This is a genomic window from Aquimarina agarilytica ZC1 (genome assembly GCF_000255455.1).
Taxonomy (GTDB): domain Bacteria; phylum Bacteroidota; class Bacteroidia; order Flavobacteriales; family Flavobacteriaceae; genus Aquimarina; species Aquimarina agarilytica.
Genome location: NZ_JH621247.1, coordinates 100,638 through 112,545, shown reverse-complemented (window position 1 = coordinate 112,545; position 11,908 = coordinate 100,638). Strand labels below are relative to the sequence as shown.

Here is an 11,908-nt window from a genome sequence, read left to right as displayed (position 1 = left end):
ATTACTAATGCCAATCCCATAACAAAACATTCCACTCATCGGTAGTATCACAAAAGGTAGAAATAGTTTTAAAACCAACTTTTTCATGTGCCTTCATGGATGGAATATTACTTGATGACACCTCAGTTATACAATACTCAAATTGCTCAGAATAAACTTCTTTGTGTTTTAAATATAGCTTTTCAAATAGACCTTTACGTTTATACCCATCTGCAATACATATTTGTCCCATTACATAATAATTCAATTCACTTAATTTTTTTCCTCGGTATTGAATACTTTCAAAAAGTGTAAACATGGGAATAAGTACAGGAATCAAGTCTTTAAATTCTTTAAGCATTACTAAAGCATAGCCTATTACTTCATTTTTATCACTAACTATTATTTGACGTGCTTTTGAATTCAACTTTTTTAGCACTTCAAAATCATGTTTTACAGTCACAAAACCTCTTTCTTTTTTATTACTTATGGAGACATTATCTAAGTGATTTTCTTTTTGAATAGCTAAAATCTGATGTAAATCAGCATCATTATCAACCAGTCTTGCCTTCATTAAATTAAAAAATTATATCGTACAAACAACTATTGAAACTTAATTGCTTTTATAGGAGCTATTTTTGTAATTACGTAAGATGGTATCCAAAGTACTAAAACACATAATACTAATGTTCCTATATTTAAAGCTAAAACTTGCTGAATGGTGATATGCACTGGCGCGTATTTCACATAATAATCCGAAGGGTTTAACGTAATCACTTTAAAAAAGTACTGAATCCCTATTAAAACAAGCCCAATTAAGTTACCCCAAAAGAGCCCTTTTAAAATAATGTATGTAGCATTATACATAAATATTTTACGAATACTCACATTAGAGCTCCCCATGGCTTTCAGCATTCCTATGAGTTGTGTTCGTTCTAAAATAAGCACTAAAATCGCAGTAATCATATTGATCCCCGCCACTAATATCATGATACCAATAATACCCGCAATATTAAAATCGAACATATTCAACCATTGAAAAATGTTTCCATATTTTTGAGAAATGGATGTACTATCTAAATTAGATGGAATGTTTTTATAAACGGCCGCATTGATACGATTTACTGCATCAAAATCAGTAACAAAAACTTCAAAAGCACCTACCTCATCTTTTTTCCATTTATTTAAACGCTGTATGTGTCTCACATCCGCTATCACAAAGGCTTTATCAAATTCTTCATAACCCGAATTGTAAATTCCAGTAACTACAAAGGAACGTAAATTGGTACGCGCTTTATCATTTTTTAAAAAATAAGTCACTACTTTATCTCCTAGCTTATAGCCTAATCTATTGGCTAAATAACTAGATATAAGCACCTCTTCATTTATTTTTTCATTATAATTAGGCAACCTTCCTTGTTCCAAATAGGTTTCAAATACATCCCATTTATAATCCGACCCAACTCCTTTTACTAGAACTCCTTCAAAATCGGTTTCTGTGCGAACAATTCCTGCTTTTGTAGCTACTCCTTGTATATGGGTGACCTCGGGCACTTCAGAAAAATTAGGATAAAAAGTTTGATTTGTGGTAATCGGTTTTATAGAAACTTGACTTGAATTATTATCAAAGTTAGAAATTTCAATATGCCCATTAAAAAGTGCTATTTTTTCACGAATTTTACGTTGTAAACCAACACCTGTAGCGATCGCAATAAGCATCATTATGATCCCTAAAGCAATAGCTATAATGGCTATTTTTACAATAGGTGATGATATATTTTTGGCAAAAGCCTTTTCTTTAATCAGCCTTTGGGCTATGAAATACTCAAAATTCAATGTATACTAATCCGTTTAATCTTCGAAAAAGATATTTTTCATGGTTAATGACCTTTTTCAAAAATACATTTTTAATACTAGTCTTCCCCTTATTTTCTTGTGGAAAACCAAATCCTTCAATAAAAACGGCTTCTAAAATTGATCATACAGTCATTTCTTCTGTTAAAGAAAAAAAGAAAACAACAAGTATCTTAACAGGCGCGCAACAAATAACTTCCTATTTAAAACTTCTTAAAGAAAAAAAAATAGCCGTAGTCGCAAACCCTACCAGTATTATTTTTAACATAAAAAAACAACCTATACATTTAGTAGATTCTTTACTAAGCAGGGGGGTTAATTTAAAAAAAGTTTTTGCTCCCGAACACGGGTTTAGAGGTACTGCCGACGCCGGTGAAGTGATCAAAAATGGTAAAGATATTGCTACTGGCCTGCCTATTGTTTCCCTTTACGGGAAGCATAAAAAACCTAATCCCGAAATGCTTTCGGACATTGATTGTATTGTTTTTGACATCCAAGATGTTGGCGCTCGTTTTTATACTTACATTTCGACACTGCATTATATTATGGAAGCTGCTGCTGAGGCCAACATCCTAGTTATTGTGCTTGACAGACCCAATCCAAATGGACATTATGTGGATGGACCTATCCGACAACCGAAATTTAAAAGCTTTGTTGGCTTACACCCTATACCTATAGTACATGGAATGACTATTGGTGAATATGCCAAAATGATTAATGGCGAACAATGGTTAGCCAACAAACTAACATGTGAACTTAGCGTTATCCCTTTAAAAAATTACACCCATACCACTGCCTATTCCTTGCCCATAAAACCCTCACCAAATTTACCCAATGATCAATCAATAAATTTATATCCAAGTTTGTGTCTATTTGAGGGCACTAATGTAAGTGTAGGTCGAGGCACAGATTTACAATTTCAACTATACGGAGCTCCAAATTTTTCTAAAACAGATTTTAGCTTTACACCAACTCCTAAACCCGGTGCTAAACACCCTAAATTTGAAGCAAAACTATGTTATGGCGAAAATTTACAACAGCATAAAAAACTGGACCAATTACATTTAAATTGGTTACTTAAGGCTTACAAACAAAGCCCTAATAAAAATGAATTCTTTACCTCATTTTTTAAAAAATTAGCTGGTACAGATCAACTACAAGAACAAATTGAAGCCGGAATGACTGCTAAACAAATTAAGGCTACTTGGCAAAAGGATTTAGATCAATTTAATTTGATTAGAAAAAAGTATTTATTATACCCGTAATATTTTATCGGAAGTTATCTTTACCACAAAAAACAAACATGCTTCAAAAATTTAGAATACTGGCTTTACTCGAAGGAATTTCATTCCTAATCATTCTTTTTATAACCATGCCATTAAAATATTTATTTGAAAATCCCATGCCCAATAAAATTATAGGAATGGTACATGGTGTTTTATTTTTAGGTTATGTTGTTTTTGCTATTTTCCTAAAGACTGAATTAAAATGGTCGAACAAACAAACGGCTATTATTCTTTTATGCTCTATTATTCCTTTTGGAACTTTTTGGGCCGATAAAAAATATTTAAAAAATTAACGTTGTTTTTCTTTTTTATTTAGCACTCCAAACTGTGCTTTAAGCTTTTCAACCATTCTATATGTAGCCGGACAAATGGATGTATTTGCTAAAGTTACTTTGTTTAGTTGGTGGAAACGTTTCCTATTTGTATGTGGATATTCCGAACATGCCTTTGGACGTACATCATATATTAAACAATAATTATCATGAGCCAAAAATTCACAAGGAGTAGTTTTAAAAACCTGATCTCCATCACTATCCACTTTAACATACTTTTGTTCAAAATCAACTGCTTTCATTTTTAAATGTTTCGCAATACGTTCTGTATCTCGATCAGTAACAATGGGCGCAGTTGTTTTACAACAATTGGCACATTCCAGACAATCTATTTGATCAAATGTTTTGTTATGCAAATCTTGCATTATAACATCCAATTTTTTCGGAGGTTTTTGCCTCAAACGCTCTAAAAACTTCTTATTCTCTTTAAATTGCTCTTTTGCCTCTTTTGGTAGTCTATCAATTTCCTCTTGCATACAGCAAATGTAAAACATAACTTTACACCCACCATGGAAAATGACATTTTTGGCGCCGCCATAACGGACTACTTTGAAACTCGCATTCCAAATTCAATTATTGTAAAATCAAATGAATTTGATGATGATGAAATTCCTATTCCTTACTTGTTTAGAACTTTTAATGAAATGCCAAAAGTTGAGCAAAAAGCGCTTGATTTATCTTTTGGAAAAGTACTCGATGTAGGCTGTGGAGCTGGTAGTCATTCATTGCACCTTCAAAACGAAAAAAAATTAACCCTAACTGCTATTGACACCTCAGCTGGAGCTGTGGAAATTTGCAAAAAAAGAGGAGTTACTACTGTTTTAAATGAAGATTTTTATATTCATCAAGGCACGTATGATACCATTTTACTATTAATGAATGGTAGTGGTATTGTAGGAACATTAACTAATTTTGCTTCTTTTTTTAACAAATTAAAAAGCTTACTAACCTCCAATGGACAAATCCTTATAGATTCATCGGATCTCATTTATTTATTTGAAGATGAAAATGGCGAATATTGGGTAGATGCTGCACAAGGCTATTATGGTGAAATGCAATACCAATTGGAATATAAAAACAAAACCAGTCAAAAATTTGACTGGCTATATGTAGATTACAATACATTACAACGTGCTGCAGCATTTAATAATTTTAACTGCGAGTTAATTATTGAAGGAGCACATTATGACTATTTAGCTAGATTAACACTATAGATCATAACCTTTTTCTGTAAGTCTTGCTGTCATAGACTTATATAATGCTCTACTCCAATTCTCACTAATTTCACTTACGGATTGATTTAATGCATCACTTTCTTCTAAAATCTTTTTACCGGTTGGTGAATTATAAAAAAATGACATTTTATCACGATCATCCTGAGTCAACTTTGTTTGATCCGTTATCATTTGTTGACCCGTTGGCGTTTTGTAAAACTCAATCATGTCATTAACTTCCGTTTGATCAAAATGTGTGCGGTAAGCCGAAACTAACATGGCTTTAATTTGATTAATTGCTGTAGGTTTTTGCTGATTTAACTCCTCCCATACCGTTTCTGGAACATTCTTTGATACGTATTGTTGTTTTAACATCACTAACAACGAACTTACAGCATGTTCATATTGTTCTGTAGTCCCATTAATATTTAAATACTGAGTTATTGACTCAGTTAATGTGGATTGTTGCGCTGTGGATTGTAAGGAGAGTATTAAAAATAATACTAAACTAAAACATTTGAATTTCATAAATAAGTATTTTTTGCGTTAGACAAATGTAATAAAATCATAAGAATGATATCTATTAAAACTTTTTTCAAAGTAATTGCACTAACTATATTCATTGTAGCCTGTGCAAGTGATGACGATTCAAACGGCAATCGGAATCCTCGAATACTAAATTTACAAAGTACAGGAAACTCTGCAAATGAACTATTAAGTTCAAAAACGCATAACAAATTGATTTTAGAATTAGTTGCTGTAAAAGGTTTTGAACCCAAAAAAGAAGCCGTAGAAAATCTTGTTAATTTTATTGAAAAAAGAACATTTAAATCAAACGGTGTTCAAGTTATTCAACGTAGCATTGCTAGCACCAATAAAAAAAAGCTTAGCATAAAACAAATTGATAGCATTGAACAAAAAAACCGCACACAATTAAGCACGCCTAACCAACATGCTATTTTCATTTACTTTAGTGATGCCGATGCTAATCCAGAAAACTCTGAAGGAGAAATGAATAATGATAACGATTCTATGTCTAGTTTGGTTTTAGGCTCTGCTTATCGAAATACATCTATGGTTGTTTACGAAAATACTTTAAAAAAAATAGTTAATCAAAGTAATTCAGTTATCCCCGATGAAGTTTTAGCTAGAGTTGAAACTTTTACATTACAGCATGAATTTTGCCATTTGCTTGGTTTAGTTAATTTAGGAACTAGAATGCAAACACCTCATGAAGACACAGACGAAAACGGTAAGCCTAATAAACATTGCAATGTTAGAGGTTGCCTTATGCAAGCCAACGCACTTTTTGAAAGCAATTTAATGGGAAACATAAAAGCATTAGAACTTGATCCTTTATGTGTAAAAGACCTACAAGCCAATGGAGGTCGCTAATTAAACAATTAAATTAAGAGTTCCTTAATAAATATTGGCAATAAACAAACTCAGCATCCAAGTTCACATAGCTAAAATTTATACTTAGCACCTACTAAAAGTTGAATTCCCTGTACAGGGTAGTCTAACCAACGTTCGTAATTTTGTCCTGTTAAATTATTCCCTAATGCAAAAGCCGACCATTGATCTGTAATTTTATAATCTGCACGTAAATTAAGATCAAAGTAACCGTCTAATTCTGTATATAAATCACTATTTAATCTATCACGGTCTTCTCTAACTCCCACATAAAAAATATTAGCTCCAATACTCCATGCACTATTAACAATATAATTCCCCCTAGCACTTGTTGTAAAAGCGGGTATATTTAAAGGCTGCCTTGGTGTCTCATTATATCTAGCAAAAGTTGTTTGCAAAAGTACATTAAATAAACCTTGCTCCTCATAACCAACTTCGGCAGTAATTTTTGCCGCTACATAATCTTGATAAAAATATCCAAAAGAATTATTAAACCCATAATTCAAATTTTCTGTTGCTGAATTCAATATCGGATTTTTAATAAAAGAGGCATAGTCTTTTACAAACTCCGCTTCTCCCTTTAACATGTATGAAAATTTTTCTTGCCATTGTCCTTGCACGCCTCCAAATGCATTAAATACCTGATTTGTTGGAGTGATTCCAATTCCAGGAGCAACAAACGGATTTTTTTCAATGGCTTCATGATATGTATTTTGTTTTAAACCACCTGTAGCTCCTCCGAAAACACTTAAATTATAAGCGTTAAAATTATAATTAGCGGTTAAATTAGGATGGATTGTTAATTTTAACTCACTATTTTCAAAATCATTACTTAAAAAACCTGAAACTCCAATTTTGACATCTACCCCTTTAAAATTTAATGCTATAGTAGGCTGAACTCCTAATATTAAAAAACTATATTTCGAACCTTGAAACACATTATTATCTGCAAACTCACCACTTAAATAATCAAAAATTATGGGTATCGAAATAGGATAATCATCCAAAGGTGCTGTAAATTTAGGATTCAGTTTTAAGTTATTTTCTGTACTCTCATAATCATCTCTAAAATGTCTAAACCTAACATTAGCCGTATTAAACACCTCATGATCTAACTGTAAATTCCCTCCTAAATTAACATCAATAAAACTATGTGATGGATCAATGGCATTAAATTGTTCTTCGGGAATTTCTAAATTACTGGATAAACCATACCAATTATACAATTGATGTTGTGCTTCTAAGTCTATTGTCCATTGTTTACGTTTTTGCTGTTTTCCAAAGCTTAGTTGTACCCCCGTATCATAAAAAAAGTCGTCAAGCCTTACCTTTTTGATACCGCCTTGAGATGATTGATGCTCCAACAAAGCTGTAAATTGACTTTCTTTATTTATATCAATACTACTAAATACTTCAGCTAAAACATTTCCAAAATTTCCTGCTCCTAATAACGCATAATTTTTAAATGAGGCTTCTGGGGCTTCTTTTTTTACAGCAATTGATTTTGTTTTTTCGGGCACAAAAGTACTTGCCACTGGCACGGAATTGATCTGAAACTTTAAGGGTTCCTTAATAGATGCTTCTTTTTCATCAAAATTAGGCTCTGGGTGAATCTTAAAAGCATCATTAATCGTAGGATTAAATGTTTTTACTATCACCACCTTTTCGGTACTCAAAGTATCGTTTTCTTCTTTTTTTGTTTGGGAATAACCTAATACTCCAATAAAAAACACAACAAATAGTACACTTCTATTATTAAAAAATAAACTCATAAATACGTTACTTATTCTTTGATTGATGAATTTGTTTTAGCTTCCTCTGCTTTAATTTTTTGTAGTAATTCTTTAGCTTCACTTATAACCTCGGGGTAGCTTGTAAACTCCTTTACTATTGATTCTAACAAATAAGTAGCTTGATAGGCATCCCCTAATCCATAAAAATTCTTAGCCATAAGTACTAGTCCTTTAGCTCCAAACTCTTTATAAGCCGAATAATCTTTTGCTAAACGCTGCACATAATTATTTGAAATTTCGTAATCTCCGTTTTGATTACTAAAATTAGCTAAGTTATATATCGCCTCGGCACCTAATTTACCCGTAGCTATTTTTGCTACTTCTGCGTAGGCTTTTTTTGCTATTCCTGTTTTTTGAAGTGCCAATGCTGCTCTAGCTTTATAAATTTGAGCATCGGCCTTAATACTCGTTTCAATAGTTGAATTGACTAGTACTTTTTCCGAATAAACTAATGTTTCTTCAAACTGCTTTTGTTCATAATATGATTTCATCAAATTAGATTGGGCAAATATGCTATTTTGAGTAAAATCAGCACTTTCTTCTAAACGTTTTAAAAATGAAATAGCTTTATCATAAGATTTGTTTTCCAAATAGGTTTGCGAAATTTTATAAAGAGCCGTTTCTGTGTATTCATTTTTATCCATTTCAGCAACAGCCAAATAATGAGGCAAAGCTTGTTGTTTATCCCCTTTTTTAGTATACAATTGTCCTAAATAAAAATGACTATTCAGCTTATGTAAACCTTTAGGAAATTGTTTCAAGTATTTTTCAAAACCAACAATTGCTTTACTTATATTATTTTCCTGGTAGGGCTTTTCTGCTGCTTCGTAGGTGGTATTATCCAATTCCTCATTAGAAATATCAACAAAATCTAATGATTTAACCCATTCCGCATACTCATCTGTTTTTCCTAAATCAATGTACACCAAGCGGGCTGTTTTAACGGCTTGCAAAGCTTCTGTAGTATTTGAATGCTCTGCTACTAAAAGTTTAAACTTATCTAACGCCTTTTGTGATTTATTATCGTTATAAAAAATTAAGCCTTCTTTTAAAAGTGCTTTAGAAACAAATGCACTTTTAGGTAATTCACTTCTAAGTTGCTTGTAATTTTCTAAACCCTTATTGATATTATTTTTAGCCACATATGCATTAGCTAAAGCATAATAAGCATCATCCCTGTAACCCGAATCTGGGAAGTTAATTAAAAAAGCCTCTAAATCCTGTATTTTCCGATCATGCTTATTTACAAAACCATAACTAATTGCTTTTTGAAAATGAGCATAATCTGCACGCTTGTGCTTTTGAGCTATGGATTTATTGTATGTTTCCATTGCTGGCCAATAATTAGCCGTCACAAAATAACTATCTGCCAAACGCAATGTGGCATCTTGTAAATAAAACTGCTCTGGATTTGAAGCTATAAATTTCTTAAAATAATCAATTGCCTTGTCATAGGCTTTAATTTTAAAGTTACTGTAACCTAACTGGTAGGTTGTTAACTTTAATTCTTCCCAAGTATTATCACCACTTTCTTTTACCGCTTTATAATTTGAAATTGCTATTACAAAATCCTCTAACGCGTAGTAACTTTCTCCTTTCCAAAACTGAGCACGTTGTGTAAAGTCAGGTAAGGCATCTGTGGAAATTGCCCTATCAAAAAGAAGAATCGCTTCTTTAAAATCTTTTTCCTTAAACAACTCCAACCCTCTATAAAACAACACTTTTTGAAATACTTTTTTATTTTCCGTTCCTTTTCCTGAATCTAAAACTACTAAAGCTTCCTTGTAATTTTTTGTTGACAAATAAGAATCTACCAACAACGTGGCTATTTCTTGCTTGTGCGATGAATCTGGATATTTTAATAAAAATGTTTTTAACACTGCGGGCACACTTTCAAAAGAATTCCCTATTTCGTAACTTAATTTTGCATAATTATAAGTGGCGTCCTCTTTTATAATAGCTTCAAAATTCATTTCCGAAGCATTCTTAAATGCATTTAAAGCCTGTTGCTTTTGTTCCGATTTTAAATAGGCATCCGCTAAGTGATAATAAGCATTTTGAGCTACTGCATTTTTACCTGCTATGATTTTATTAAATTGAGAAACTGCTTTGCTATACTCCCCTTGTTTGTAATATGAATACCCTAATAAATAATAATCGGTATTACTCCATTTTCCTTTGTTTCCCTTATAAGCCTCTAAATACGGAACTGCTTTTTCATAGTCTTCAAGGTTAAAATAACTTTCCCCAATAATTTTATTTAGTTGTGATTTATCTTTGGTATTTGCATTCACCAAGCGAGGTTCTGCATTATCAATCGCTTTTTGAAACTCCCCCTTTTTAAAATTACGATCTGCTTTGTAATAAGATAAGCTCTTATTGTAATTTTCAGAATCACTTACTTCATTAAAATAAGTATCTGCTTGGTCATAATCATTAGCCTTGTAAGCTATATACCCCAGATAATACTTTGCTTGCTCTCCATATTTTTCGGAGCCTACAACGCGCTCTAATGATTTTTTAGCATCATCATATCTTTTTGAATGATACAATGAATATCCTTTATTAAAGTAAAAGGTTTCAAGTGCTGGTGCACTCAAACGCTGCTCATCAACATCTTGATACCATTTACGGGCTTGCGCATACTTTCCGACACTAAAATAGTAACTCCCTACTCCAAAAAAAGCACTATTACGTTTGGGGTGCGTAGGGTAATCAGTTACAAAATTTGTCATTAAAACATCGGCTCCTCTCTGTTGCATTTGCACGGCAGATTGAGCAATGTAATAAGAAGTATTTGCTTTTACATTTTGATCAACAGTTGTAGCTTGTACTTTTCTAAAAAAACTTTGAGCTGCAGCAAATTCTTTATTGTTGTATAAATCAACTGCTCTTTGATATAACCCGTTGGTGGTGTTATAAATTTCGGTCTGCTGTGCTAAAACCAATGATGATATCAACACAAAAAAACAGGTAATAATCGAACTTTTCTTCATGAAATTAAAAAAATAAACCCTATTCCAAATATATTAAGATACTCCCACTATGAAGGAATTAATTTACAATAATTACTAAATAAGTAAAACTTAAAAATTCTTGAAATATTTTGCCTTCTGCAGCTATCAAATTCACAAAATACAAGCTTAAAATTGATAAAACATCCTCAATAACAACATACTTTTCTAAAATTAAATTGCTTCAGTTTACCCTATACTTACCTATTCCTTATTTTAAAAACACTAAAACCTTTACTTTATTTTGCAAACTGATTTAGTTTTATAATTTTACCATTACAATTTACAGGAGTATTATGAGTGAAGCAGTGCTAAAATTAACTAATGTTACTATTTTTCAACGTGAAAAAGCAGTATTATCCAACGTTTCCTTACAAGTCTTAAAAGGTGACTTTGTGTATCTTATCGGAAAAACTGGCTCTGGAAAAAGTAGTTTTTTAAAAACACTTTACGGAGATTTAGCGCTTGTCCAAGGTGAAGGAGAAATCGTAAATTTTAAACTTAATGGACTACAAGAAAAAAAAATCCCTTTTTTAAGAAGAAAACTTGGTGTTGTTTTCCAAGATTTCAAATTACTTAATGATCGTACTGTTAATAATAACTTGGCATTTGTTCTAAAAGCTACGGGATGGAAAGAAAAAGACAAAATAGAAAACCGCATTAAGGAAGTACTCACAAAAGTTGGCATGGAATCAAAGGGTACTATTTACCCTTATCAACTTTCGGGCGGTGAGCAACAACGTATTGCTATTGCTAGGGCTTTATTAAATAATCCCGAACTTATTTTAGCCGATGAGCCTACTGGAAACTTAGACCCACAAACTTCCCTGGAAGTAATGGCCCTACTCAAAGAAATTAATGCCAATGGGAATACTATTTTAATGGCCACACATGATTATGCATTACTTTTAAAATATCCTTCAAAAACCTTAAAGTGCGAAAATCAAAAGATTTTTGAGGTGGTACAAAGAAAAAATTAATTTTAAATCATTTTGTATTCAATAAAAACTCTAGATCGCTTTG

The 11,908-nt window shown here is 32.0% G+C and carries 11 protein-coding genes; 5 read left to right on the top strand and 6 right to left on the bottom strand.

Annotation, left to right across the window (positions count from 1 at the left end):
- Positions 1 to 4: 4 nt before the first annotated feature.
- Together KQA_RS0201515 and KQA_RS0201510 are read right to left on the bottom strand one after the other, a co-directional pair.
- Positions 5 to 553 (bottom strand): GNAT family N-acetyltransferase, encoded by a 549-nt coding sequence (locus tag KQA_RS0201515; protein WP_010177408.1) that lies wholly within the window; start codon positions 551 to 553, stop codon positions 5 to 7.
- A 29-nt stretch (positions 554 to 582) separates the two neighbouring features.
- Positions 583 to 1,815: an ABC transporter permease gene (locus tag KQA_RS0201510; protein WP_010177407.1), complete on the bottom strand. Its 1,233-nt coding sequence runs from the start codon at positions 1,813 to 1,815 to the stop codon at positions 583 to 585.
- Between the two features lie 47 nt (positions 1,816 to 1,862).
- On the opposite strand from KQA_RS0201510, the gene KQA_RS0201505 reads away from it, so the two are divergent.
- A complete protein-coding gene (locus KQA_RS0201505; RefSeq protein WP_010177406.1) occupies positions 1,863 to 3,098 on the top strand; it encodes an exo-beta-N-acetylmuramidase NamZ family protein in 1,236 nt (411 codons plus the stop codon).
- Positions 3,099 to 3,136: 38 nt separating this feature from the next.
- Positions 3,137 to 3,412, top strand: coding sequence for a DUF3817 domain-containing protein (locus KQA_RS0201500; RefSeq protein ID WP_010177405.1), 276 nt, complete (start codon positions 3,137 to 3,139; stop codon positions 3,410 to 3,412).
- Here the strand turns inward: KQA_RS0201500 and KQA_RS0201495 are convergent.
- Complete coding sequence (locus tag KQA_RS0201495; RefSeq protein WP_010177404.1) at positions 3,409 to 3,927, bottom strand: YkgJ family cysteine cluster protein; 519 nt, start codon at positions 3,925 to 3,927, stop codon at positions 3,409 to 3,411. The genes KQA_RS0201500 and KQA_RS0201495 overlap by 4 nt on opposite strands.
- 33 nt (positions 3,928 to 3,960) lie before the next feature.
- Here KQA_RS0201495 and KQA_RS0201490 point away from each other — a divergent pair, with 33 nt between their 5' ends.
- Complete coding sequence (locus KQA_RS0201490) at positions 3,961 to 4,665, top strand: class I SAM-dependent methyltransferase (protein ID WP_010177403.1); 705 nt, start codon at positions 3,961 to 3,963, stop codon at positions 4,663 to 4,665.
- On the opposite strand, the gene KQA_RS0201485 is transcribed toward KQA_RS0201490, so the two are convergent.
- Positions 4,660 to 5,193, bottom strand: coding sequence for a DUF2059 domain-containing protein (locus KQA_RS0201485; protein WP_010177401.1), 534 nt, complete (start codon positions 5,191 to 5,193; stop codon positions 4,660 to 4,662). The genes KQA_RS0201490 and KQA_RS0201485 overlap by 6 nt on opposite strands.
- Positions 5,194 to 5,238: 45 nt before the next feature.
- On the opposite strand from KQA_RS0201485, the gene KQA_RS0201480 reads away from it, so the two are divergent.
- Positions 5,239 to 6,060, top strand: coding sequence for a hypothetical protein (locus KQA_RS0201480; RefSeq protein WP_010177400.1), 822 nt, complete (start codon positions 5,239 to 5,241; stop codon positions 6,058 to 6,060).
- 71 nt (positions 6,061 to 6,131) lie between these two features.
- Here the strand turns inward: KQA_RS0201480 and KQA_RS0201475 are convergent, their stop codons facing one another.
- Positions 6,132 to 7,850 carry a TonB-dependent receptor gene (locus KQA_RS0201475; protein ID WP_010177399.1) on the bottom strand — a complete coding sequence of 573 codons (1,719 nt, stop codon included), beginning with the start codon at positions 7,848 to 7,850 and terminating at the stop codon, positions 6,132 to 6,134.
- Positions 7,851 to 7,861: 11 nt separating this feature from the next.
- Positions 7,862 to 10,867, bottom strand: a complete 3,006-nt coding sequence (locus KQA_RS0201470) for a tetratricopeptide repeat protein (RefSeq protein ID WP_010177398.1) — start codon at positions 10,865 to 10,867, stop codon at positions 7,862 to 7,864.
- Between the two features lie 314 nt (positions 10,868 to 11,181).
- On the opposite strand from KQA_RS0201470, the gene KQA_RS0201465 reads away from it, so the two are divergent.
- Positions 11,182 to 11,865, top strand: a complete 684-nt coding sequence (locus KQA_RS0201465; protein ID WP_010177397.1) for a cell division ATP-binding protein FtsE — start codon at positions 11,182 to 11,184, stop codon at positions 11,863 to 11,865.
- Positions 11,866 to 11,908: the final 43 nt, after the last annotated feature.

Coding starts and splice junctions, on each gene's coding strand:
- KQA_RS0201495 (WP_010177404.1), bottom strand. CDS start 3,927: ATGCAAGAGGAAATTGATAGACTACCAAAAGAGGCAAAAGAGCAATTT.
- KQA_RS0201490 (WP_010177403.1), top strand. CDS start 3,961: ATGGAAAATGACATTTTTGGCGCCGCCATAACGGACTACTTTGAAACT.
- KQA_RS0201485 (WP_010177401.1), bottom strand. CDS start 5,193: ATGAAATTCAAATGTTTTAGTTTAGTATTATTTTTAATACTCTCCTTA.
- KQA_RS0201470 (WP_010177398.1), bottom strand. CDS start 10,867: ATGAAGAAAAGTTCGATTATTACCTGTTTTTTTGTGTTGATATCATCA.
- KQA_RS0201475 (WP_010177399.1), bottom strand. CDS start 7,850: ATGAGTTTATTTTTTAATAATAGAAGTGTACTATTTGTTGTGTTTTTT.
- KQA_RS0201505 (WP_010177406.1), top strand. CDS start 1,863: ATGACCTTTTTCAAAAATACATTTTTAATACTAGTCTTCCCCTTATTT.
- KQA_RS0201515 (WP_010177408.1), bottom strand. CDS start 553: ATGAAGGCAAGACTGGTTGATAATGATGCTGATTTACATCAGATTTTA.
- KQA_RS0201500 (WP_010177405.1), top strand. CDS start 3,137: ATGCTTCAAAAATTTAGAATACTGGCTTTACTCGAAGGAATTTCATTC.
- KQA_RS0201480 (WP_010177400.1), top strand. CDS start 5,239: ATGATATCTATTAAAACTTTTTTCAAAGTAATTGCACTAACTATATTC.
- KQA_RS0201465 (WP_010177397.1), top strand. CDS start 11,182: ATGAGTGAAGCAGTGCTAAAATTAACTAATGTTACTATTTTTCAACGT.